The 24,523-nt window shown below is 52.3% G+C and carries 24 protein-coding genes; 1 reads left to right on the forward strand and 23 read right to left on the reverse strand.

Annotated elements, in window-relative coordinates; translation table 11 throughout:
• Nucleotides 1–295: 295 nt before the first annotated feature.
• The gene (locus ACTHPM_RS26720) at nucleotides 296–811 is read right to left on the reverse strand and encodes a hypothetical protein (RefSeq protein ID WP_440398315.1); all 516 of its coding nucleotides are present in this window, start codon (nucleotides 809–811) and stop codon (nucleotides 296–298) included.
• Nucleotides 812–916: 105 nt separating this feature from the next.
• On the opposite strand from ACTHPM_RS26720, the gene ACTHPM_RS26725 reads away from it, so the two are divergent.
• A complete protein-coding gene (locus ACTHPM_RS26725; RefSeq protein ID WP_440398316.1) occupies nucleotides 917–1,549 on the forward strand; it encodes a TetR/AcrR family transcriptional regulator in 633 nt (210 codons plus the stop codon).
• A 193-nt stretch (nucleotides 1,550–1,742) separates the two neighbouring features.
• On the opposite strand, the gene lysS is transcribed toward ACTHPM_RS26725, so the two are convergent.
• The 22 genes from lysS to ACTHPM_RS26835 form a co-directional block, all read right to left on the reverse strand.
• A complete protein-coding gene (gene lysS / locus ACTHPM_RS26730; RefSeq protein ID WP_440398317.1) occupies nucleotides 1,743–3,260 on the reverse strand; it encodes a lysine--tRNA ligase in 1,518 nt (505 codons plus the stop codon).
• A gap of 164 nt (nucleotides 3,261–3,424) precedes the next feature.
• Nucleotides 3,425–3,901, reverse strand: coding sequence for a transcription elongation factor GreA (greA, locus tag ACTHPM_RS26735; protein ID WP_160501118.1), 477 nt, complete (start codon nucleotides 3,899–3,901; stop codon nucleotides 3,425–3,427).
• 218 nt (nucleotides 3,902–4,119) lie between these two features.
• Nucleotides 4,120–5,142 carry a tRNA dihydrouridine synthase DusB gene (gene dusB / locus ACTHPM_RS26740; RefSeq protein WP_440398318.1) on the reverse strand — a complete coding sequence of 341 codons (1,023 nt, stop codon included), beginning with the start codon at nucleotides 5,140–5,142 and terminating at the stop codon, nucleotides 4,120–4,122.
• A 151-nt stretch (nucleotides 5,143–5,293) separates the two neighbouring features.
• On the reverse strand, nucleotides 5,294–5,497 hold the full coding sequence (locus ACTHPM_RS26745; protein WP_440398319.1) for a helix-turn-helix domain-containing protein: 204 nt from the start codon (nucleotides 5,495–5,497) through the stop codon (nucleotides 5,294–5,296).
• Nucleotides 5,449–5,997: a 2-amino-4-hydroxy-6-hydroxymethyldihydropteridine diphosphokinase gene (gene folK / locus ACTHPM_RS26750; protein ID WP_440398320.1), complete on the reverse strand. Its 549-nt coding sequence runs from the start codon at nucleotides 5,995–5,997 to the stop codon at nucleotides 5,449–5,451. The genes ACTHPM_RS26745 and folK overlap by 49 nt, the downstream gene beginning before the upstream one ends.
• A gap of 9 nt (nucleotides 5,998–6,006) precedes the next feature.
• Entirely contained in the window at nucleotides 6,007–6,369 is a 363-nt protein-coding gene (folB, locus tag ACTHPM_RS26755; protein WP_440398321.1) for a dihydroneopterin aldolase, read from the reverse strand.
• Nucleotides 6,370–6,419: 50 nt separating this feature from the next.
• A complete protein-coding gene (gene folP, locus ACTHPM_RS26760) occupies nucleotides 6,420–7,283 on the reverse strand; it encodes a dihydropteroate synthase (RefSeq protein WP_440398322.1) in 864 nt (287 codons plus the stop codon).
• A complete protein-coding gene (locus ACTHPM_RS26765) occupies nucleotides 7,264–8,172 on the reverse strand; it encodes an aminotransferase class IV (RefSeq protein ID WP_440398323.1) in 909 nt (302 codons plus the stop codon). Before ACTHPM_RS26765 ends, folP begins: the two co-directional genes overlap by 20 nt.
• Nucleotides 8,169–8,750 (reverse strand): aminodeoxychorismate/anthranilate synthase component II, encoded by a 582-nt coding sequence (gene pabA, locus ACTHPM_RS26770; protein ID WP_440398324.1) that lies wholly within the window; start codon nucleotides 8,748–8,750, stop codon nucleotides 8,169–8,171. Before pabA ends, ACTHPM_RS26765 begins: the two co-directional genes overlap by 4 nt.
• Entirely contained in the window at nucleotides 8,747–10,351 is a 1,605-nt protein-coding gene (locus tag ACTHPM_RS26775; protein ID WP_440398366.1) for an anthranilate synthase component I family protein, read from the reverse strand. The genes pabA and ACTHPM_RS26775 overlap by 4 nt, the downstream gene beginning before the upstream one ends.
• A gap of 192 nt (nucleotides 10,352–10,543) precedes the next feature.
• A complete protein-coding gene (cysK, locus tag ACTHPM_RS26780) occupies nucleotides 10,544–11,482 on the reverse strand; it encodes a cysteine synthase A (protein ID WP_440398325.1) in 939 nt (312 codons plus the stop codon).
• A gap of 341 nt (nucleotides 11,483–11,823) precedes the next feature.
• Nucleotides 11,824–12,792 carry a peptidyl-prolyl cis-trans isomerase gene (locus ACTHPM_RS26785; RefSeq protein WP_440421739.1) on the reverse strand — a complete coding sequence of 323 codons (969 nt, stop codon included), beginning with the start codon at nucleotides 12,790–12,792 and terminating at the stop codon, nucleotides 11,824–11,826.
• Between the two features lie 18 nt (nucleotides 12,793–12,810).
• The gene (gene hslO / locus ACTHPM_RS26790) at nucleotides 12,811–13,695 is read right to left on the reverse strand and encodes an Hsp33 family molecular chaperone HslO (RefSeq protein ID WP_440398327.1); all 885 of its coding nucleotides are present in this window, start codon (nucleotides 13,693–13,695) and stop codon (nucleotides 12,811–12,813) included.
• A gap of 143 nt (nucleotides 13,696–13,838) precedes the next feature.
• The gene (locus tag ACTHPM_RS26795; protein ID WP_440398328.1) at nucleotides 13,839–14,606 is read right to left on the reverse strand and encodes a type III pantothenate kinase; all 768 of its coding nucleotides are present in this window, start codon (nucleotides 14,604–14,606) and stop codon (nucleotides 13,839–13,841) included.
• 14 nt (nucleotides 14,607–14,620) lie between these two features.
• Nucleotides 14,621–15,481, reverse strand: a complete 861-nt coding sequence (nadC, locus tag ACTHPM_RS26800; RefSeq protein ID WP_440398329.1) for a carboxylating nicotinate-nucleotide diphosphorylase — start codon at nucleotides 15,479–15,481, stop codon at nucleotides 14,621–14,623.
• Nucleotides 15,471–17,084, reverse strand: coding sequence for an L-aspartate oxidase (gene nadB / locus ACTHPM_RS26805; protein WP_440398330.1), 1,614 nt, complete (start codon nucleotides 17,082–17,084; stop codon nucleotides 15,471–15,473). The genes nadC and nadB overlap by 11 nt, the downstream gene beginning before the upstream one ends.
• A gap of 85 nt (nucleotides 17,085–17,169) precedes the next feature.
• Nucleotides 17,170–18,105, reverse strand: a complete 936-nt coding sequence (nadA, locus tag ACTHPM_RS26810) for a quinolinate synthase NadA (RefSeq protein WP_440398331.1) — start codon at nucleotides 18,103–18,105, stop codon at nucleotides 17,170–17,172.
• Between the two features lie 347 nt (nucleotides 18,106–18,452).
• Nucleotides 18,453–20,570 carry an ATP-dependent zinc metalloprotease FtsH gene (ftsH, locus tag ACTHPM_RS26815; RefSeq protein WP_440398332.1) on the reverse strand — a complete coding sequence of 706 codons (2,118 nt, stop codon included), beginning with the start codon at nucleotides 20,568–20,570 and terminating at the stop codon, nucleotides 18,453–18,455.
• A gap of 113 nt (nucleotides 20,571–20,683) precedes the next feature.
• Complete coding sequence (hpt, locus tag ACTHPM_RS26820) at nucleotides 20,684–21,223, reverse strand: hypoxanthine phosphoribosyltransferase (protein ID WP_440398333.1); 540 nt, start codon at nucleotides 21,221–21,223, stop codon at nucleotides 20,684–20,686.
• Nucleotides 21,224–21,270: 47 nt separating this feature from the next.
• A complete protein-coding gene (tilS, locus tag ACTHPM_RS26825) occupies nucleotides 21,271–22,698 on the reverse strand; it encodes a tRNA lysidine(34) synthetase TilS (protein WP_440398334.1) in 1,428 nt (475 codons plus the stop codon).
• 126 nt (nucleotides 22,699–22,824) lie between these two features.
• Nucleotides 22,825–23,772: a serine/threonine protein kinase gene (locus tag ACTHPM_RS26830; RefSeq protein WP_440398367.1), complete on the reverse strand. Its 948-nt coding sequence runs from the start codon at nucleotides 23,770–23,772 to the stop codon at nucleotides 22,825–22,827.
• Nucleotides 23,756–24,496: a hypothetical protein gene (locus ACTHPM_RS26835; RefSeq protein ID WP_440398335.1), complete on the reverse strand. Its 741-nt coding sequence runs from the start codon at nucleotides 24,494–24,496 to the stop codon at nucleotides 23,756–23,758. Before ACTHPM_RS26835 ends, ACTHPM_RS26830 begins: the two co-directional genes overlap by 17 nt.
• Nucleotides 24,497–24,523: the final 27 nt, after the last annotated feature.

The following is a 24,523-nucleotide window of genomic DNA, read 5'->3' on the forward strand; positions in this document are numbered from 1 at the left end:
CACTCGTTGTTCAGTTTTCAAAGATCAAATTCTTTCATTTTCGAAGCCGCTCAGTTAGCTCAGCAGCAACTCTTATAATATATCATGTTCGGCCCAGTTTTGCAAGCTTTTTTTGAAGTTCTTTTTCAGAGCTTTCAAATTCAATCGCTTGCTGGCTAGCAGTTTAACCTGCATTTCTTGGCCGGAATAATAATATATCATGTATTCAGAAACAGCGCAAGCTTTTTTGAATTATTTTATGAACAGTACAATTAATCTTATAAGATCCTTACCTTTGTTCCTCATATACTCATCCTTACCGCTTGGGCCACAACGTGTAACTGAAGCTAATCAGAAAATCGATGGCTACAATTCCGCCCCACCATATGGGTACCATTTTAAGAGCTTCCGTGCGGGCAGGATCGTTTACGAGCAGGATCATGATTATGAGCAGTATTGCTCCCACAAACCATGCGAGGAGATGCCTGTACCAGCCTTCCCTTTCGCGCCGGGCATGCGCCTTCCCCCGTTTTGGCGCTGGTTCTGGCTTTTCCCCGCCAGCAAACCGGTAAGCAAACCTTTCATCCGCCCACTCGATCATCCGATGTCCGAATGCCACGGTTACGCCGATATAGATTGCTGATAGACCATGCATAAACTCGGCTTCCGCCCCATTTTTAAGATCCATTACCGTAAATACCATGAGCAGCACATCCACCACTGGTGTGGCTAACAGCAGAAGAGCTCCGGTACGGTTCCATCCCGCGAGGTATCTGGCGCTCAGCCCCGCCAGTACAAACACCCAGAAGGCAATTTCACAACCTATAATCATTGCGGCTATGATGGTTTTCCTCACCCCATCTTTTTAATACATTCGTGTTAAAAACAATTTATCACGACTGTATTAAAAAAACAACAACAATGTTATACTGGAACCATGCCTAAAATAGTGGATCACGTAAAACAAAAGGAAAAAGTAGCCGAAGCCGCCTGGCGCGTTATTCGCAAAATGGGCCTTGACCAAGCTTCTGTTCGCAATGTTGCCGATGAAGCTGGTCTGTCTGTCGGCTCCATGAGACATTACTTTGCTACACAATCTGATCTGATGTCCTATGCCATGAAAAGGGTATCCGATCGCGTCACGGAGCGAATCACAGGAATCACCTTCAGTGGAGATTTGCTCAAGGACATTCCTCTCCTGGTGGACGAGTTTCTCCCCACTGACGAAGAGAAACGGCATGAAATGGAGGTATGGTTTGCTTTTGTCGTCAAATCCTTGTCTGATCCTGCGCTTGCACAGCTCCGCTGTGAGGTTGATAACGAGCTCCGTAAGGTTTTCATTCATATTATGGATGAATTGACTTCTTCGGGCCTTGCCCTGCCAGATCTGGACGTTCCTCTGGAAATCGAGCGCTTCTACGCCCTGATTGACGGTTTGGCGGTTCATGCCATTTTGAGACCGGAAATGGTGACAACACAAATGATACGCACGGCGGCGCACAGGCATCTCATGACGCTATGCCGTCCGCATCCTGTCATAAGCGGAAATGAACCGATGACAAGGGATTAATGTGCGTTCCCTATATATAATAAACAGTCCAATTCTCTCCCCTGAAATTCATAAGGATTCGGAAAAGAGGGTAGAGAAAAGCTTCGCTCATTCCCAGGACAACTTAACCTATAACAAAAAAGGAACAGCCGTGAGCACTCACGCTGTTCCTTTTTCTATAGGAGGATATATCCTCCGAGTTTGTTTTCCAGATCTATTCCTGCGTACGGTTCCGCATATGCGGGAAGAGCAGCACGTCGCGAATGGATGGGGCGTTGGTCAGCAGCATAACCAAACGGTCGACGCCGATACCCAGACCGCCGGTAGGCGGCATGCCGTACTCCAGCGCATTGAGGAAGTCCTCGTCCATTTCATGCGCCTCGTCGTTGCCCTGTTCGCGTTCTTTGAGCTGCGCCTCGAAGCGCTGGCGTTGATCGATCGGATCATTCAGCTCGCTAAATGCGTTCGCATGCTCACGCGCCACAATGAAGAGCTCGAAGCGGTCCGTGAAGCGCGGGTCATGCTCGTTCTTTTTCGCAAGCGGCGAAATTTCAACCGGATGGCCGGTTACGAAGGTTGGCTGAATCAGCGTTTCTTCTACAAACTCCTCGAAGAATGCGTTCAGGATATGACCGAAGGTCATGTGCGGCTCCACTTTAACGTGATGTTCTTTGGCCAGGCGATGTGCTTCCTCATCCGTCATGTGCACGCCAAAGTCTACGCCCTTCACTTCCTTAACCGCATCCACCATGGACACGCGGCGCCATCCTGGAGCCAGGTTCACTTCATTGCCTTGATAGTTGATGACCTGGGTTCCCAGCACTTCCTGCGCGATATGCGCGATCATGCTTTCGGTCAGGTTCATAATATCTTTGTAATCCGCATAGGCTTCATACAGCTCGATCATTGTGAATTCCGGATTGTGGCGGGTGGAAATGCCTTCGTTACGGTATACGCGTCCGATTTCATATACCTTCTCCAATCCGCCTACGATCAGGCGTTTCAAATGCAGCTCAATCGCGATACGCATGTACAGCTGCATGTCGAGCGCATTGTGGTGCGTGATGAACGGCTTGGCTGCCGCACCGCCCGCGATGGCGTGCAGGGTTGGCGTTTCCACTTCCAAATAGCCTTGCGAATCCAAATAACGGCGCATCGACTGGATGATCCGGGAACGGGTAATGAAGGTTTGCTGCACTTCAGGGTTAATGATCAGATCGACATAACGCTGACGGTAGCGAAGCTCCACGTCTTTCAGTCCATGATATTTGTCAGGCAGCGGATAGAGCGACTTGGAAAGAACCTCGACCTCACTTGCTTTGATCGTGGTCTCCCCTGTCTTGGTTTTGAACATGGTACCGGCGATGCCGACGATATCCCCGAGATCCAGCAGACGGAAGGCTTCAAACGCCGCTTCAGGAACCGAATCCTGACGTACATAGATTTGAATCTTGCCGCTGAGGTCCTGAATGTGGGCGAAAATCGCCTTGCCCATACCGCGCTTGGCCATAATTCTGCCTGCAACGCGCACTTCCGCATGCTGCTCATCCAGCTCCTCTTTGGTCATTCCGTCATACTTCGCGATCAAGTCGCCTGCATGATGCGTCCGGTCATACTTTTTACCGAAAGGGTCGATCCCCAGGCTGCGAAGCTCGTCCAATTTGCCGCGGCGAATCTGCAGCATCTCGCTAAGTTCAATTTCTTGTTCGTGGTTGTTTGTTTCTTCCGACATTTTAAATCGTCACTCCTTCTATCTCACTGCCTGCCGCCGATCACGTTACAGGGGTCTAGCATCGGATGAACCAAAGAAAGACGCAAGCCTTCCGCTTTGCCCACCCATATATCTGAAAAAAAAGCTTCCTAAAGGAAGCTTTCTAACAATCCTAAAGACGGATCTTACTTTTTGATATCGATGATGGTGTACTGGATGACGCCAGCGGGAACGTTAACATCCACCGTTGTGCCCTTTTGCTTGCCCAAAATCGCTTTGCCGACCGGGCTTTCGTTCGAAATCTTATTGTTAAGGGGGTCGGATTCAGCCGTACCCACAATGGTGTATTCCATAGTATCGCCGAATTCAAGGTCCTTCACGATAACCGTAGCGCCAACGCCGACAACATCCGTATTGATCTCGTCGTTGTTGATGATCCGCGCATTGCGAAGCATTTTCTCAAGGGTAATGATGCGCCCTTCAATAAAAGCCTGTTCATTCTTGGCATCTTCATATTCCGAGTTTTCGCTGATATCCCCGTAGCCGATGGCTACTTTGATCCGTTCCGCAACCTCGCGCCGTTTGACTGATTTCAGGTTCTCGAGTTCGTCTTCCAGCTTTTTGAGTCCGTCCTGTGTCAGAATGACTTCTTTATCGCTCATCTTAACCGATTCTCCTGTCATGTAAATAAATTTAAAACTACCGTAACCCTTATAGAGTGAACTATCATGTAGCTTTAGATCAATCTATGTTTATGCAAAGTTTGAAGGATCAGAACATCCCTCTGCTGTTTTAAGGATAAAGTCGAATTTATACTGAAAAATTATATGGTAAGCATTTCAAAATGTCAATCGCGCCCTGGGGAGGATACACCTGGACATTATTGGGAGACTGCTTCCTGCTCCGTCTGCTCTGCTTCCCGCTCTTCCCGTTCCTTCAACCCGGACACGAAGTTTTCCAGAAGTTTGACCATTTCGTCCCGCTTCGTCCCTTCCATAATCTCATCCTTGATCCGGGCGGATCCTCTCAGGCCCTTCAAATACCAAGCCAAATGCTTGCGCATTTCACGCACGGCTACGGCTTCCCCTCTCAAGGCAATCAGGCGGTCCATATGCAGGATGGCGATGCGGATCTTTTCTTCGCCGGATGGATCAGGCAAAAGCTTGCCGGTCTTCAGATATTCGATTGTACGGTACAGCATCCACGGATTACCCAGGGCTCCGCGACCGATCATGACGCCATCAACGCCTGTCTGATCCAGCATCCGGCGCGCATCCTCGGGCGTCACCACGTCCCCATTACCGATGACGGGGATCGATACGGACTCTTTAACCTGCTTTATAATGTCCCAATCGGCGTGGCCTGTATACAGCTGCTCGCGGGTACGACCATGCACGCTGACAGCCTGACCTCCCGCACGCTCAACGGCGCGCGCATTTTCAATGGCATAAATGTGATCACTGTCCCAGCCCGTACGCATTTTGACTGTTACCGGCTTATCGACAGCATCCACCACCGCGGCCACCATCTCATAAATTTTATTCGAATCGAGCAGCCAGCGGGCACCGGCGTCGATTTTGGTCACTTTAGGGGCGGGGCAGCCCATGTTGATGTCGATGATATCCGCATTCGTTTGCGTATCGACGACTTTCGCGGCTTCGACCAGTGCATCACGGTCTCCTCCGAAAATTTGCAAACTTAGCGGCTTCTCCCGTTCATCCACAAACAGCATTTCCTGCGTGCGCTTGTTGCCGTGCACAATTGCCTTGCCGCTGACCATTTCGGCGCAAACGAGCCCGGTTCCGAATTCCTTCGCGATCAGCCGGAATGCCGGATTGCAGACGCCGGCCATCGGAGCCAAAACGACCTGATTCTTCATTTCAATATTGCCAATCTTCAGCATTCGATCTGTTCGCTCCTTCAGTTTTAGTTAGTACCTAATAAAATGAACTAAAGCTTAATCTTGCTTCTCCTTGATTCCATCCGGAATACGGGCGAAGTGTTTCCCCTTATTTAGTTCAATTTATATATAATTCTCCCTGTATCTACAGGGTCTATTGATTGGTAAGCTCCTGGACCGATACGTCCAGAACCTCTGCTATTTTACTCAACGTCTGTTCGTCTGCGCGCCGATTCCCCCGTTCAATGGCTCCAAGCACCGCCAGCGAAATGCCGCATCCGGATGCCAGCTCCTGCTGCGTGAACCCTTTTAGTTTCCGGAAGGCGCGGATGCGCTGTGCCAGCTGCAAGTTTTCCAAAGCTGTAAACCTTCCTTTCCATCCAGTCTCTCCATGGCTGCCAGTACTGCAGTCCGCAGTCCAGAGGACTCATCGCCAGGTACAATGTCCTTTAATGGGACAAGCACAAACAAGCGCTCCTCCATGCGGGGGTGAGGCAGAATCAGTTCTTCTGTGTTTTCAGTCTGCCCTTCCATCCAGAGCAAATCCAAATCGACGGTTCTTGGGCCCCAGCGGACATGGCGAACTCTTCCGAGCTCCTTCTCGATTTGCTGCATCACATGGAGCAGTCCATAGGGATCCAGCCCCGTGCGTACTCTTACGGCCATATTCAGAAACAGCGGCTGATCGACATAGCCGACAGGCTCAGTTTCGTAGATATTGGAGCAGTTCACCACGGTGATCCCCGCCGATTCGTCCAGGCGTCTCAGCGCCTCCATCAACGTATCCTCACGGTCGCCCAAATTGGCCCCTAAAGCAATATAAGCCTCTGATGACTCAGAGGTGGAATGTGCATTCATGTTGGATTCTCACTTTCTTGTTCTGTGAAGCTCCACGGTGACCCCCTGAAAATGGATGTCAAAGGGAGGGTGCGGTTTGGTCACTTTGACCGTCAATGCATCGATACTAGTATAAGTGTCCAGTACAGAGGATGCAATACGTTCGGCCAATGCTTCGATCAGGCGGAAAGACTCGGTTTCAACGACCTTTTTCACCGTTTCATGCACTTCGGCATAATTTACCGTTTCCGTCAGATCGTCATTTTCCCCGGCGGCCCGCAAATCCAGCTCCAGTTCCAGATCGATGTAAAAGCGTTGGCCCAGCTTACGCTCCTCTTCAAAAACGCCATGATACCCGTAATACTCCATGCGATGCATTTTCATTTTATCCATGATCGGCCATCCCCTCCGCAAAAGTTTATATTCCGTACCCCAAGTTCATATTATAAGCGTACCCGTCTCAAATCTGTGGATGCATAGAGCATCGCATCGCACATTGTGACGGTTCGTTTGATTTGCTTCACATCATGCACGCGTACCAACTGGCAGCCCTGTGCGATTCCGAAAGCGACGGTCGCTGCCGTACCTTCCACAATGTCATCCACAGGCAGATCGAGCACCGTCCGGATGAATTTCTTGCGGGAAGTTGCCAGCAGGACGGGATAGCCGATATCGACCAAACGGTCCAGCTGTGTCATAATTTGCAGATTCTCGGGACTATTCTTGGCGAATCCGACACCCGGATCCAAAATAATCTGCTTCTCGTACACACCTGCTTTCAGCGCAAGCGAGACGCTCTCCTCCAAATCCCGCACGACGTCTGCCGTAAAGTCGCCATAATTCATGTCTTCCCGGTTGTGCATTATAATAATCGGGCAGCCAAGCTCTGCCGCGGCCTTCAGCATCTCCGGATCCTTCTTGCCTCCCCAGATATCGTTCATGATGTGGGCGCCGGCCCGAATGGCCTGACGAGCGACCTCCGCTTTATACGTATCCACCGAAATCGGAATATGAGGAGCCGCGCGGTGAAGGGCCTCAATCACGGGAATAACCCTGCGCAGCTCCTCATCCACCGTGACAGGCTGATAACCCGGACGCGTGGATTCGCCTCCAACATCGATCAAATCCGCCCCGTCTTCCACCATCTGCAGCGCATGCCGCACGGCTTGTTCCGGGTCGACGTACCGACCGCCGTCGGAGAACGAATCCGGCGTCACATTCAAAATCCCCATGATTTTGGTGGATGTTCCAAGTTCGAGCACGGCTTCACCCATGGTATAGGTTCGTTCATAAATCGTCGTTTGCATGATATCCTCCTGTTTGCCGTCGGTACATCCGCAGCAGCTTGTCCGTCACCGGACCAATGCGCCCTCCGCTGATTTCCGCTGCCCGTCCGGATGCATCCATTAATGTTGTCACAGGGACGAGCTCCTGAATAGACGTCGTCAGCCATATTTCATCTGCACGAAGCAGGTCGTCCCACGTGTAAAAGCCTTCCTCACAGCTTAGGCCAGCGGCGGCAGCCAGTTCCATGACCACACCGCGCGTAATACCGGGGAGCAAGCCGCAGGCCGTATCCGGCGTGTACAGCCGCTTGTTTCTCACGAAGAACAGATTGCTTACGATTCCTTCCGATAAATATCCGTCCGCATTCAGCATCAGCCCTTCGGCGTAAAGGCGAGCTGCCTCCTCATAGGAGGAAAGTTCTCTTTTTGCCAAAATATTATTCATGTAATGCAGCGACTTCAGCCTCACCGGGCCCTCTGGGGAATTGCGCCGGGTAGCGAGCAGCTGCAGTGCTTTGCCATGCGTATACAGTTGGCCTGAAGTTTGCGGCAGGGGCTTGGCCATCAAAATTTGATTCGGGCGGGTGTATTCCCCCGCTGGCAGTCCCAGTATATCCTCGCCGGCGCTGACGGTATAGCGGATATAAGCTTCCTCCAGCTCATTCGCCTTCATCAAATCCGCAATCGTCCTGCGCAGCGCAGCTGCATCAGGAAGCGATTCCGTCCCGATCCCGAGCTGCCTGCAGCCTACAAGCAGCCGCTCCAAATGCCTTTCAAGCAGAAACGGCCTGCCCTCATACGTACGAAAGGTTTCAAACAAACCCATGCCGTATAAAAAGCCGTGATCCATAACGGAAACCACGGCAGCATCAGCATCCATACATTGACCGTTCAGGGCAATCCATTTCATACGTTCGAGGCTTCAGTCCGCTTCAGAAAGTTGCGCAGCATCTGGTGACCGTAATCGGTAATGATTGACTCGGGGTGGAACTGCACTCCTTCAATGAGATATTCTTTATGACGCAGCCCCATAATTTCGCCCTCTTCCGTCTCGGCCGTAATCTCCAGGCACTCCGGCAGGCTGCTGCGTTCCACCAGCAGGGAATGATACCGCGTCGCCGTGAACGGAGACGGCAGCCCTTCAAATACGGAGGTTCCCCGATGCAGGATCGGCGAGGTTTTGCCGTGCATTAAGCGCTCCGCCCGAACGACTTCGCCGCCAAATGCCTGTCCAATGGCCTGATGGCCCAGGCACACGCCGAAAATCGGGATCTTGCCTTTAAAATGTGCAATCGTCTCCAGGCTGATGCCTGCTTCATTCGGCGTGCAAGGCCCTGGCGAGATCAAGATATGATCAGGAGCGAGCTCTTCAATGCCCTGGATATCAATCTCGTCATTGCGGAATACCTTCACTTCTTCCCCCAGCTCTCCGAGGTATTGAACCAGGTTATACGTAAAAGAATCGTAATTATCAATCACCAAAATCATACTCTCATCTCCTTTTCCCGCCGGATCATGCCGGCTGCAGCTTCCTCTTCGCTCAACAGAACCGCCTTGACGATCGCCTTGGCTTTATTGTGGCATTCCCGGTATTCCCGGTACGGATCGGAGTCAATAACAACCCCCGCCCCGGTCTGGATCATACCGGTTTCGCCTGTCACGACCAGTGTTCTTATAATAATATTTAATTCCAAATTTCCATTATAGTCAATCCAGCCCATGGCACCCGTATAAGGTCCGCGCCTTACCGGCTCCAGCTCTTCGATGATCTCCATGGTCCGCACCTTCGGCGCCCCCGTAATCGTTCCACCGGGGAAAAGAGCGGCTATTACATCAAAAGCGTCTTTATGCTCCGCGAGCTGCCCTTCGACCTGAGAAACCAGGTGCATGACGTGCGAATAGTGCTCAATGGTCATCAGTTCAGGCACCTTCACGGTACCATAGGCGGCCACTTTGCCAATGTCATTACGCTCGAGATCGACGAGCATGACATGCTCTGCCCGCTCCTTCTCGCTGCCGAGCAGCTCCTCGGCCATGGCCTGGTCCTCTTCGCGGTTTACTCCGCGGCGGCGGGTTCCGGCAATTGGACGGGCGCTGATTTTATCTCCCTGCCGCTTCACCAGCAGCTCCGGAGAGGCGCTCGCCAGACTGAAGCCCGGCGAACGAAGCAGCCCCATATAAGGGGATGGATTGAGGATGCGCAGCCACTCATAGATCCGTTCCGGTTCGGAACGAAGCTCCCGCTCCTGTCTGAGCGATAAATTGACCTGGAACACATCACCCTGCCGGATATATTCCTGGATTTGCCCTACTGCCTGCTCAAAGGCCTGCCGGGAAAAGGCACTTGCCATACCGGGCCACTGCCCCTCATCTTGCTTGGTTCGGGACCTTGCCACCTCTTGCACACGCAGGCGACGTTCCTCGGCTAGATCTGCTTGCACCTGTTCGGTAAATCCGCGCCATCTTGCCAGCATACGCTCTGCCCTTACCTGAGCCGCGCCATATTCATCCTCTAGTCCATTCGCGCCGTTTGCTTGCGTATGCACCGCACAGACAAGCTTGTGCTCTGCATGATCATAAATCCATACTTCTTCGAACCGCAGCCACAGGTAGTCGGGAATGTCCGGATTGTCTTCTGCACTTTCGGGCAGCGATTCCAGAAAACGAACCACATCATATCCTAAAAAACCTACGCAGCCACCGAGAAAGGGAGGAAGCGCAGCCGACGCTTCACTAAGCTCCTGTGCCGATGGAGCCTTAAAGGGCTTCATCCAGTGCTCAATGACCTCCAGCGGCGATCCGGATGTTGTTGTAGCTCCGCCCATTCCGATCCCGGTGATTTCAGCCTGCTCTCCTTTACCTTTTAAAACCGAGACAGGCTCAAGACCCAAATACGTATACCGTCCATCCTTGCCGCTCTCGAGGACAAAGGAATGCGGAGATGCCTGCTCCCAGGCATGCGACCAGGATACGGGCAAACCCAATTCATCCTGCCGCAGCTTCATTTCAAGGATGTACGGCAGCGTCGTGCTCCCTTGTTCCATCCACTTCTGCCAATGTTCGAGCGTAATGATGCCGTCCCCATTCATTTTCCCCATCCCCTTTGCCGCAAGAGCCTTCTATTGGTTGTCAGTATACTTCGCCCGCCGCCCTTTTGAAAAGGCCTTTTGCCAAGGTTTTCGCAAAACATTGAAAAACAAATAAAAAAACCTGCTACCGTCGAAACAGCAGCAGGGGCGAGAAGCGTTATTTAAAATGCAGAACGGCATGTTCTGTCATTTTTATCCTTCAAAATTGTACAGCGGCGTGCTCAGGTAACGCTCCCCGTTACTTGGGATGATTACAACAACGCGTTTTCCTTTTCCAAGCTCTTTGGCTACCTTAATGGCTGCAGATACGGCAGCGCCGGAGGAGATACCGGCCAGAACGCCTTCTTCTTTCGCAACGCGGCGAGCGGTTTCGAATGCTTCATCGTTCTCCACATGAATGATTTCGTCATAAATTTCACGGTTCAAAATATCAGGAATGAAGTTGGCTCCAAGACCCTGAATTTTATGAGGTCCCGGCTTGCCGCCGGCAAGAATCGGTGAAGCCGCAGGCTCAACCGCTACGATCTTGATATCCGGGAAGCTCTTCTTCAGCACTTCGCCCGCGCCGGAGATCGTACCGCCGGTACCGATGCCTGCAACGAATGCATCCAGTGTGCCGCCGATGGATTCAATGGCTTCGACAATTTCCGGACCCGTCGTTTCGCGGTGAATTTTCAGGTTAGCCGGATTTTTGAACTGTTCTGCCATAAAATATCCGGGATTTTCGCTGACGATCTCCTCAGCTTTCTTCACTGCTCCGTTCATGCCTTCCGCTCCCGGCGTCAGGACCAGCTCCGCTCCATAAGCACGAAGCAGATTGCGGCGTTCCAAGCTCATAGTCTCAGGCATTACGATGACCGATTTATAACCTTTCGCTGCGGCAACCATAGCCAGGCCGATGCCTGTATTCCCGCTCGTCGCTTCGACGATCGTACCGCCCGGCTTCAAAGTGCCGTCCTTTTCCGCTTCTTCAACGATGCTGATGGCAATCCGGTCTTTCACGCTGGAGCCCGGGTTTTGGTATTCCAGTTTGAGATAAATTTCCGCACTGTCTTCGGAAACGAGACGGTTCAAACGAACAAGCGGAGTACTGCCGATAAGTTCAGTAACATTGTTGACGACTTTAGCCATAGTAAAAATCCTCCCTTATTTAACTGTAATCATTCGAGTTTACATCTATACGGATTCAGATCGTGTATCTGGCTGTCTTATTGATTTATATCCGAGTAATTAAGTAGGTATTTAGTACCTTTATCTTATCAACGTTCCATACGAATGTCAATATGGCCCATAGGGATTCGAGCCTATTCCCCAGGAAATTGCGGCAAAAAAAACAAACCTTGCTATCCGGACGGCCGTCCTTAAGCAAAGGTTTAGAAATGCATGTGTATTATATAAATTGAACGAAAGAAAGGGAAAGCACTTCTCCAGTATCCGTATGGAATCAAGGAGAAGCAGGGTTAAGCTGTAGTTCATTTTATATAGCTCTGCCGTTCGGAAGAAGATTGGGTGATCAATTCGGCACCGTATTTGTCCCTCAGCTTCGCTTCCAGCTCCGTCAGCGGGACCGCCTCATTCAGGGCAAGCTGCTTGTTCACGCGTACGCGGATCTCCGCATCGCTCAGTTCTCCGGTTTTTACGATATCCCGGATCTGCATGACCGCATATCCGTCATCCTTCAGACCAATCGGGCCGGCAATATCCCCGGCTTCCAGGTCTTTTGCAGCCTCCAGAAGCTCCTCCGGAACAAACGGATCATCTTCCTCGATGAGTCCCAGTCTTCCGCCCTGCATTCGAGTATATTCGTCAAGAGAGAGTTCTTCGGCCAGTTTACCGAAGTCCTCGCCATCCTCCAGGCGATCCAAGGCCTTGTTTGCTTCCCTGCGGCTTTTCAGCTTGATCCAGGCCAGATCGTACTGCCTTTTGGGTTCGAATTCTTCTTTGTGCTCTTCGATATACCGGTCAATGGCATCATCGCTGATATGAATGTTGACGATGGCTATTTTCTCGAGGGTAAGCTGATAAGCAGCCTCCGCCCGAACTTCCTCGGGCGTCAGTCCAAGCTGCGCGGACATCTCCCCGTAATAGGCATCCTCCGATTCGTACCCTTTGGCTTCAGATTGAATTCTTCCCGCAATTTCATCCGGGCTCACACGGATCTTAAGCGCCTGCGCTTCGGCGTACACAGCCTTCTGATTCAGCATTTGCAGAAGCATCTCATGCCCGCGCGCCCGCTTCAGTTCCTTGACCCATTCGTCTTCCGTGATCATTTGTCCGTCAAAGGATGCCACCGCGTCCAATCCGCCTTGCTCATCGTCCGGCTCATGCACGGTTCCCGCCGGCTTGAGGCCGCGGATGACGATCAGGCTTCCCATCAGCAGCACGCCTGCCGTCAAAATGATGACTGCAGCCCATAGCGCCTTTTCTTGTCTGGTCATCATCATCTCTGCTTTCGCGCCTTAGTGGAGTGCTTGGTCTAAGATCTGCTGCAGATCGTCTTTATTGAACGCATATTTCTCGTTGCAAAAATGACATACGACCTCGGCTTGTCCATCTTCCTCGATCATTTGCTCCAGTTCGTCCTTCCCGATGCTGACCAAGGTCTGTTCCACACGATCACGCGAGCATTGGCACTTGAAGCTGATATCCATCTCGTCGAGAATTTCGACATCCGGCAGCAGCCAGCGCAGCATTTCTTCCAGTTCCAGCCCTTGATCCAGCAGCGACGTTACCGGCGGCATCGCCCCGACAGCTTGCTCGATCACCGTAATCTCCTCATCGCTGAGTCCCGGCAGAATCTGCACGATGAACCCGCCCGCCACGATAACCGAATTGTCGGAATCTACGAGAACGCCAAGTCCCACCGCCGAAGGCGTTTGCTCCGAAACGGCAAAATAGTACGTAAAGTCCTCGCCTAGCTCGCCGGATACAATCGGTACGCTACCGCGGTAAGGATCTTTTAAGCCAAGGTCCTTCGTGACATGTAAGAAACCTTCACGGCCCACAGCGCCAGCAACGTCCAGCTTCCCCTTGCTGTTGCTCGGCAGATGGACATGCGGCTCATCCACGTAACCTCTCACTTCGCCTTTGGCGTTCGCGTCCGCTACGATCTGCCCGATAGGGCCGTTGCCCTGTACCTGTACGGTCAGCTTTTCTTCGCCTTTGAGCATGGCGCCCATCATGGCTGCTGCCGTAAGCGTCCGTCCCATCGCCGCCGTAGCGGTCGGCCAAGTGTCGTGTCTTTGGCGAAGCTCCTCCACAAGTCCCGTCGTTCTTACGGCAAAGGCACGGATGCGCCCGCCCATTGCAGTGCCTCGAATGAGGCGATCTTGTTTATTTCCCATGTCGTATCCAGCCTCCTCACTCTCTATTTAACCGAAATCGCGGCTGACTTCCGCCGCTCCTCGTCCTATTGTTTCCAACATCCAAAAGAAAACATTCTTACTCGGGCTTCTCCTTACGCCGCAAGCCGTGAATCCTTCTTCAATCAGCTGTTGCGCTCATAAATAAGCCGCAATCCCTCGAGCGTTAACAACGGATTCACTTCATCGATCGCTTCCGACTCGCCCGCGATGAGCTCCGCCAGTCCACCGGTGGCAACCACCTTCAGCAAAGGCGCATTCATCTCCTGTTTCATGCGCTTCACGATGCCGTCCACCTGCCCGGCATATCCAAAAATGATTCCGGCCTGCATGGCATGAACCGTGTTGCGCCCGATAACCTTTTTAGGCTTTTCCAGCTCAATTCGCGGAAGCTTGGACGCCCGCTCAAACAAAGCCTCGGTTGCGATTCCGATTCCCGGCACGATGGCGCCGCCGAGATAGGCCCCTTTTTCATCGATGCAGTCAAACGTGGTCGCAGTTCCGAAATCAACGACGACCAGAGGTCCTTTGTACAAATCCACCGCTGCCACAGCATTGACGATCCGGTCCGCACCGACTTCGCGCGGATTCTCGTAGCGTAAGTTCAGCCCAGTTTTGATACCGGGCCCTACCATGAGCGGCTGTTTGCGAATATATTTGCGGCACATCTCCTCGATGATATGCACCATGGGCGGAACCACGGATGACATAATGACCCCGCGGATATCCGAAACCTGAATCCCTGACATGTGGAACAGGTTATGGAACCAAATGCCGTATTCATCCGAGGTGGACTGCCGCAGCGTACTCAGGCGGAAATGGTGAAGAAGCTCGCGCCCTTGGTATATACCCAGCACAATGTTGGTGTTGCCAATGTCGATGACCAGGATCACGGAGGATCCCTCCTTTATTTTACAGCGTTGAGATCCAGGCTGATGTCCAAGCTCTCAAAAGAATAGGTTAACCGCCCTACGGATATCACGTCAACCCCGCACTCTGCGATTTTTTTGATCGTCTGCAGCGACACGTTGCCTGAAGCCTCCACGCAAACATGGGGGGCCTTGGTTTTAATGCGTCTGACAGCCTCTCTCATCAAATCATGGTCCATATTGTCCAGCATGATGATATCCGCCCCGGCCTCCAGTGCCTCCTCGACCTGCTGAAGGGATTCCGTCTCGACTTCAATCGTCATCGTATGCGGAATGTGTGCACGGGCACGCTCGACTGCCCGGCGAATCCCGCCTGCCCCTTTGATATGATTGTCCTTGATCATGACCGCATCATAAAGTCCAAAGCGGTGATTAGCTCCGCCGCCGATCCGCACCGCATATTTCTCGAGCATGCGGTGACCCGGCGTCGTTTTGCGCGTATCCACCAGCCGGGCAGGAATCCCTTCCAGCGCATCCACGAACATGCGGGTCCGGGTGGCGATGCCCGACAGCCTCTGGAGCAAATTAAGCGCAATCCGCTCCCCGGTCAAAATATGATGCGTGCTCCCCTCCACGACGGCCAGCACGGTGCCTTTCGCTACATGCTCTCCATCTTTTACGTGTGGTGTGAAGGATAGGGAAGGGTCCACCACCTGGAATACGAGCTCCGCAACGGGAATGCCTGCCACGATTCCGTCTTCCTTGGCATGAATAATCCCCTTCGATTCGTGCCCCGCCGGGATGGTAGCCATGGTCGTCACATCCCCCGAGCCCACGTCCTCTTTCAGCCACAAGCGGATCGACTCCACCAGGCCTTCGTTATATCCGTTAAACATCATCGCTGAATTCCTCCATGATTTCATTTTGACGACGTAAAAGCAAATGCTTGCGCCACACCGCGTCGTCCTTCTGAGGGTAATCCTCCCTGTAATGCGCGCCGCGGCTCTCGGTTCTCTCCAATGCGGCACGGGTGACGAGCAGGCAGCTCGTCAGCATATTCGCGAATTCAAATTCTTCCTTCTTGGAAAGCTCGGAATGGAAGATCGGCAGCTGGCGTCCCAGCTCTTCGAGTCCTTTATGCAAAAGCAGCTCGTTCCGGCGCAGTCCGGCATAGCGGACCATCACCTTCTGCAGCTTCAATCTTCGTTCGATCATGGCCTGCTTGGGGGCTCCCGTCCGTCCTTCTTGGTATACTATCGCTTCGGTCACTGCCAAGGGAGCCAGCTCCCGGACGCGATTAACGATCCGTTTGCCGAATACGATGGCCTCGGACAGTGAATTGCTCGCCAGGCGGTTCGCGCCATGCACGCCGGTCGAGGAAACCTCTCCGCAGGCGAACAGGCGCGGCACGCTGCTCTCCCCGTTGAGATCCGTTTTGACCCCACCCATCATATAATGCGCAGCCGGGGCGACGGGAATCCAATCCGCGGACAGGTCCAGCCCGTAATTCATGCAGGTCTCGTATATCGTTGGAAAACGGTGCTTAATCATGTCCTCGGGTTCATGCGTAATATCCAAATACACGAAAGTGGATTTCGTCTCTTCCATCTCGCTGACGATCGCCCGGGCAACGATGTCGCGGGGTGCCAGCTCAAGCAGCTCATGATACTTATCCATAAAACGTTCGCCCTTGATGTTCCGCAGCACGGCCCCCTCGCCCCGCACGGCTTCCGAGATCAGGAAACGCGGCGCGCCGGGATAGCACAGAGCCGTAGGATGGAACTGAATGAATTCCATATCACGGATTTGCGCCCCGGCACGGTATGCGATGGCAATGCCGTCTGCGGTTGCCACATCGGGATTCGTTGTGTAGCGGTAGAGCTGACCGGCGCCTCCGGTGCACAGTATCGTCGCGTTAGCCTTGACGTACACCCTTTGTCCATCCGGCCGCTGCACGAGAGCTCCGATGCACTCGTTCTTAGACGTAATCACATCGATCACAAAATGATGCTCCCATAACTCAACCCGCTCATGCATCCGGACCTGCGCTGCAAGAGCCCTTACAATCTCAAAGCCTGTTGCATCCCCATTGGCGTGCAGAATGCGGCGGCGGCTGTGTGCCCCCTCCTGCGTCAAGGCCAGTTCCCCGTTCTCCAGGTCAAAAGCCGTTCCGAGGCGAATCAGTTCCTGCACGCCTGCCGGCCCTTCGTTCACAAGTACGTCCACGGCGGCGGAAGAGCATAATCCGGCGCCCGCCATCAACGTATCCTCGCGATGGTAAGCAGGGGAGTCATCCTCGGAGGTCACGGCAGCAATGCCCCCTTGGGCGTAACGGGTATTGCTCTCGAGAAGCGCATTTTTGGTAATCATGATAACGCGATGGTCTCGCGCAGCTTCAATAGCCGTATATAAACCTGCAATCCCCGATCCGATGACGATGATATCCGTTTTAATGGAAGGGAGCGCTTGCAGGTCAAAGTCAACCAAGTACTGTGGAATCATCTTCCGTTCACCTGTCTTAAGAGAGAGAGTAGCACATGCAGCGCGATCAAGAAAGACAACTCTAATTTTCCTGATCGCGCCCCAATTAAACCTGCAGCATGCGCTCTAAGGAAATGCGGGCCTGATCTGCAACGACCGGCGGCACATAAATCTGCGGCTTCATCGTTTCCAGACATTTCACCAATTTTTTAAGGTTGTTGACCTTCATGTTGGGGCATACCAGGTATTTCGTCGCGAAATGAAAGGTCTTGTTCGGGCTGTCCAGGCGAAGCTGATATCCCGTTCCGTCCTCCGTACCTACGATAAATTCCTGACAGTCCGATTTCTTGCAGTAGTCGATAATGGCGGTCGTACTGCCGACAAAGTCGCCCATCGCCACCACTTCGGGACGGCATTCCGGATGAACGACGAACTGGGCATTCGGATGCTTTGCCCTCATTTCCACCACGTCTTTCACCGTCAGCATATCATGGGTGTTGCAATACCCTTCCCAGATGATCATCTTCTTGTCGGTATGCTGCTGTACATAATGCCCAAGGTTTTTATCCGGTACCCAGATAATTTCGTCGCAGTCCAGCGACTGAATGACTTTGACGGCATTGGCCGATGTACAGCAAATATCGGTTTCCGCTTTCACATCGGCGGAAGAGTTAATGTATGTAACGACTTTGGCATTCGGATGCTGCGCCTTCAGCTTGCGAAGTCCGTCCACGTTGACCATATCCGCCATCGGACAACCCGCACGCTCGTCGGGAATAAGGACGGTTTTGTTTGGTGCGAGGATTTTCGCGCTCTCTCCCATGAAGTGCACGCCGCAAAACACGATTGTATCCGCATCCGTTTGCGCCGCTTTTTGAGCAAGCAAAAAGGAATCGCCACGGAAATCGGCAACCTCCTGAATTTCATCCCTCTGATAATAATGAGCGAGAATGATTGCATTTCTTTCCTTTTTCAGCTGCATTAGCCTTTCGGTCAATTCCCGTTTTTGTTCCTCTTTATGCTGCAGCGCAAGAGCTTCCACCAGCGACCCATCTCCTTTTATGAAGTCATAATATAACAAATGAAGGTTTGTGAATTTTCTCTCAAAGTTGGGTGTCCAAGCTTCGAGTGCTTTTCAGTTACCAACTAATGTACACAAGGTTTTTCAGGCTGTCAATTGGCTCCCCTGCTGCTTCAAAATCGGTCTAATGCATTAAAAGTCCCATTACAGCGCCACTTTGGCGCATTCCCGCGCCGTATACATACAGTCTTTCAGAAAAATAAAAATTTTATATATTGTTATTCCGAACCATAGGCAGCAAAAAGCCCGGAAGACGATTGCCGTCATCTTCCGGGCTGATTCATCATGCTATGGGTGAAGCTGTTCCTTTAGGATCTGGACTCCGGAGGCGTGCCTCCGTTGCCTGGATTCCGGTCATCTGCGGGACCTTGGTTCGGAACGTCATTCGGAATGTCTCCTGGAAGGTCCGCCGGACTTTCCGGTGTGTCATTCGTGATATTCTCAGGTACGTCGTTCGGAAGCTCATTCGTTGGCAGATCGGATGCATCATCCTTGCCTTGAATGCGGACGCGTACATCGCCGATGTTATCGATGACAGGTGCGCCGCCTTCGGAAGAACCTCCGTCTTCGCCATCACGCGGTCCGTCTTCCGACAGGTATCCTTGTTCGATCAGTTCTCTGATTTGATCCAGCTCCAGCGTTTCTTTCTCAAGCAGCGTATTCGCAATGAGGTGAACCTCTTTGGAGTGCTTGATGAGCAAATCTTTACAACGCTGATAACATTCGTTCGTCAGGCGCTGCATTTCCTGATCGATCTCGTATGCGATGGAATCACTGTAGTTCTGTTCATGTCCGAGATCACGGCCCAAGAACACTTGGCCTTGGGACGAACCGAACTGCAGCGGTCCAAGCTTCTCGCTCATACCGTATTCCATGATCATGCTGCGGACGATGCCCGTTGCTTGCTGGAAGTCACTGTATGCACCAGTGCCGATTTCTCCGATGAAAATCTCCTCGGATACACGGCCGCCCAGGAGGCCTGTCACCTTATCCAGCAGTTCCTGCTTGGTTACGAGCATGCGATCTTCCTTCGGCATCATAATGACGTATCCGCCAGCACGGCCGCGAGGAATAATCGTCACCTTGTGCACCATATCGGCATTCTCGAGGAAGTAACCAACAATGGTATGGCCAGCTTCGTGATAAGCCACGATCCGCTTCTCGCGGTCGCTGATCACGCGGCTGCGTTTCTCCGTACCGACGATAACGCGGTCAATCGCTTCGTCAACCTCACGCATGGAGATATCCTTCCGGTTGCGGCGTGCCGCAAGCAAAGCTGCCTCGTTCATCAGGTTCTCGAGTTCCGCACCCGTAAATCCGGTCGTACGTTTAGCCACAATGTCCAGCTTAACATCCTTGGTCAGCGGCTTATTGCGCGCATGAACTTTCAATACTGCTTCGCGGCCCCTCACGTCAGGACGGTCTACCGTGATTTGACGGTCAAAACGTCCCGGACGCAGGAGCGCAGGGTCAAGAATATCGGCACGGTTCGTTGCCGCAACGATAATGATGCCTTCGTTGCCGCCGAAGCCGTCCATTTCGACGAGCAATTGGTTCAGCGTTTGTTCGCGTTCGTCATGGCCACCGCCAAGACCGGCGCCACGCTGGCGGCCAACTGCGTCAATCTCATCAATAAAGATAATACATGGTGCGTTTTTCTTGGCGTTTTCGAACAAGTCACGCACACGGGATGCACCGACACCCACGAACATTTCCACAAAGTCAGAACCGGAAATGCTGAAGAAAGGAACGCCGGCTTCACCTGCGACCGCACGGGCGAGGAGCGTTTTACCGGTTCCCGGAGGACCTACGAGCAGTACCCCTTTAGGGATACGCGCGCCTACCGCGGCAAACTTACGTGGATCCTTCAGGAATTCCACGACCTCGACGAGTTCCTGCTTCTCTTCATCGGCTCCAGCCACATCCTCAAATGTGACCCTCTTCTTCTCTTCATTATATAGACGGGCACGGCTTTTGCCGAAGTTCATGACTTTGCCTCCGCCGCCCTGCGCCTGATTAAACAGGAAGAAGAAGAGAATGAACATAATGACCAAAGGAATCATGGAAGAAAGCAGCGTCAGCCAGATGCTTTCGCCTTCCATTTTCTTCTGGGTATATGTCATGCCGTTTTTGTCACTGGCATTCACCAGTTCCTGAATCGCGGCATCTGTAGCCGGAATGTAGGTTGAGAAGCTGTCGGATTTAACCCCGTCCGGTTTTTGATTATATTTACCGGTTACGAGATAGGCGTAACCGTCAAATTGAACCGTGATATCCTTCACATTGCCAGCCTTGATCTCTTGCCGAAATTCATCGTATCTAGGATTGTGAGCAGATTCACCGCTGTTGCTTACAAACTGGACAATGCCCACCACAACTAAAAAAAGAATCAAATAAAAACCAGAATTCCGGATGAACCGATTCATCCCCTACCTCCTCTCAAAACACTTTAATTATTTTACCATAGCCTGTCTGACCATCTCAACAGAGGTGGTATGAGCATGAACCAAGGAAAAGTCCATGGGCTGGAGAATCACCATTAGTGGGAATAGATTTCCGGTTTCAAGATCCCGATGTAGGGCAGGTTCCGGTAATGTTCGGCGTAATCCAAACCGTATCCGACAACAAACGCGTCAGGCAGGGTAAAGCCTGTGTAATCCGCTTCCAGACTCACGGTGCGGCGAGCCGGTTTGTCAAACAGGGTGACCACGCACGTCGATTTGGCGTTGCGGCTTTTCAGAAGTTCAATCAGATGGCTGAGCGTGAGCCCGCTATCGATGATGTCCTCGACAATCAGCACGTCGCGTCCTTCAACCGGCACATCTAAATCCTTGATGATTTTGACGACGCCTGATGATTTGGTTGACGCGCCGTAGCTCGACACCGCCATGAAATCAAGTTCCATGGGTACTGTCATATTTTTAACCAAATCAGCCATGAAAATAAACGCGCCTTTGAGTACACAAATAACCAAAGGGTTGCGTCCTTCATAAACCTTGCTGAGCTGTGCTCCAAGTTCCTTGATCTTCTTCTGGATTTCTTCTTCGCTGATGAGAACTTCTTGAATATCGTTTTGCAACTGAGCGAACCTCCTACGTTTATACTATGAAAGTCTTACAATGACCATTACAGTTGCTCCACTGCTTCTGTATCCTCCAGACACATGTGGAGAACGGATGTCGTTTGTGTCCCGACTGCTGCATGCATGGAGCGCCGGACCCCCGGTATCCAGATCATGTTGCCTGAACCATCAACTAACACAGGAATGCGGGAGCGCACGGATGGAGGTATCTTCGCGTCAATGAAAATATCTTTTACCTTTTTGCTTCCGTTTAATCCCATGACTTTCATGGTATCTCCAGGCAGCCTTGAACGGAGTGTTAATGGAAACTTCAGCTGGCCTGCATCAAACACTGCTTCGGCGCAGGCTCCGGCCATGTCAGAAAAATAACGGTCATGCGGCGACTGCACCTTCATTTTCAACTTTTTACCAATCTCAGGGATACACAGTTCCGGAACAGCAGTTTGAAGCTCATATGTATAGCTCTTGGACTGCTCTGGCGGCTTTTGCATAAACAATATCATATCGTATTCGCGTATGCAGGCCAAGCCTCCTCCAATATCAAGGCTCCAGGTCGTGCTTTGGTTCTGAATAATACCTTGGCGGATCAGTTCAATCTTGTGAAAATCGGTGATTTCAATGCCTGCCGACAGATAATTTAATATTAGTTTAATCAACCTTCGTTGTAAAGCGACATGTAAGGCCAAAAAGGAAGGCACCCGAAAGTAGAGCCTCCCATCCTTCTGCTGCACCATATCATGATATGCATGATTCGCAGCGTGCTCCATGTAATCATCTTCCATACCCGCAATATCGGCCAGTTGAACCAGCGAATGCCGAATCTGACCATTATATTGCCCCAAAAACGGGAGTACATCCAGCCGGATTGCATTTCTGCGGTACTGGCTGGAGAGATTGGAGCTGTCCACGGCGTAAGCAAAACCGTTTTGTTTACATATGCTTAAAAGGTCCGTTTTGTATATACGTAAAAAGGGACGAATGAGTTCCACATTTTTTTCGCGTCTTTTTATTTTCATGCCTTTGATTCCTCCGAGGCCGGTGCCCCGGAGCAGATGCAGCAGAACCGTCTCCGCCTGATCGTCGGCATGATGGGCCAGCGCGATCGACGCCGCTCCGTATTGACGCGCGGTTTCATGCAAAAAAGCATAGCGTTTGTCCCGCGCGGCCTCCTCAAACCCTTTCCCGCTTTCCTTCATATAAGAAGGGACGTCGATTCGCGCCGACGCAAACGGCAGGTTCATGTCGCGCGCCAGGCCCCGGACAAGCTCTTCTTCCTGATCCGACTCTGCCCGCAGGCCGTGATGGACATGTGCGCAAACAAGCCGCAGCGGAACGTAATGTTCGGAGATCTGGCGCAGAACATGCAAAAGAGCCACAGAATCCGGTCCGCCGGATACTGCGACTACAATCGTGTCGTGAGGCTGCCATAATTCATGCTCCCCGGCCATACGGAGGACATGTTCTATCAGCATATTCAAGTTCGTCCTGCTCTCCATCCGTATGTCCCCTTTTCTACGGTACCCTATGTATCAATCCTCTGTTGCAGCTGCTCAAGGCACGTTTACCTCCGGTTCGCTAGCGTAAACGCACGCTCAAAATTATAAGAAAAAGGCCCAAATGCACGCCAAGCACACAATCATAATCGATAGGGCAAACGCATTGATCAGCCACCGAGGCGTCTTGCCGGGCAGCTTGCCGACCAGAGCCGGCGTGTAAATCGCTTCCTTCCACAGCTTTAGCGCCTCCTGGGAACCGGCGAATTCCCCGCGGATCGCCCGCCGAAGCCATGCCGAATACGGCTTCAACTTGGGGCTGCCCTGCACGATAGCAATCAGCTGCCCAGGACTCCGGGTCTGCGGCAGATGCTGAGCCGAAGCCCTTTTTAACTCTTCCTCGCACATCAGCTGTATGATCAGCACCGCAAAGGCAAACAGATCGTACCCTTCGTCACTCGTGCGCGAGCCGGCGTTCCAGTACCCGCGATCATACCACTCCGTAAACTGTTTGACACTCCGGCCGATGGAGCTTACGCCGCCGTAGTCGATCAGCTCCACATGGCCCACGTCGGACACCATCACATTCTCAGGCTTCAGATCCCCGAAAATGAATCCCGCCCGATGCAGTCCGTTCAGCTTCTCAAGCAGACGCAGCCCGGTAAGGCCTACCCACTCCCGGCCTCGATTGCGTATGAAATGGCTGAGCGAGCTCCCCCGAATATAACGCATCACATAAAACGGAATATCCCCGTCCTGGCCTCTGAAATCATCTACCTCAAGCAGATAGGACATGCGCGGGCCGTTTTCGGACGATTCCGACATCCTGCGTTTGGACTGCAGCGACATGAGCACATTAATCTCCGATTGAAGATCAAGCGTGTCATATCCCATTTTGAGGGCATAAGGATTGCGCGACCCTTCCTTTTGGACAAGGTAAACGATTCCGTTGGCGCCTTGCCCCAGTACACGCCGAATGACAAAGCGGCCTTTGCGCCATTTCCCCGTAATGACCGTTCCGGCCGGATATGCCGGATTAGACGACGTAATCACCGAGCATCCCTTCTCCTTCATCGGCATTTCCCCGCCATGTTTGATGTTCATCTAGTGTACCATAACGGAAGAAATCAATCACCCTCATGATGGCAGGACCCGTCGGCGTCGCGCCTTTCATCTGCAGCCGCTGGAAAAGGGATCTAAGCGCACCGGCATCCCGCGTCCAGTCGCTGTCCAGAACGGCATCCTCGCCGCTCCGCCGGCCCGGAAAGTGGAATACGGCAAGTTCACTTGCGCCTTCCCGAGCCTGGAGGCTGAGCATCAGATCGCGAATCGCGTTCTCAACAGCGTCTAGCTTCGGTTTCATACTTGCGCTGGCGTCAATCAGAAGAGCAACTTGCAGTGGCGTGGTTTCCGTCATTTCATCGACGACCTGCACCACCTGCGAGCGCTGTGATGGCGGTAGATCTTCCAAGGCTGCTCCGCCCAATATTTGCTTTAGCTCTTTATTAACCGCCTGCTGGATGGTCTGAACCACCGTTTTCCGCGTCATCATCTGCATCGTTTGGGCGAGCTGCCTCGTGCCTACGACTCGGCTGACGCCGCCCCCCGCCTTGGCGATCTCGGCAATTTCCAGACTGCCCAGCTCACCGATGGTTCCGTAATCCACCACCCCCGCCACATTGACCGTAATCCCCTCCTGAAAAGCATGGGCTGCCGCCAGCACCGGGCTGGTCCCCACGTTCGAGCATCCATCCGTAATCAAAAGTATTTGTTTCACGATCTATCATCCTCCCAAAAGTGGCAT

It is taken from the genome of Paenibacillus sp. SAFN-054 (assembly GCF_051966755.1).
Lineage (GTDB): Bacteria > Bacillota > Bacilli > Paenibacillales > Paenibacillaceae > Paenibacillus_AQ.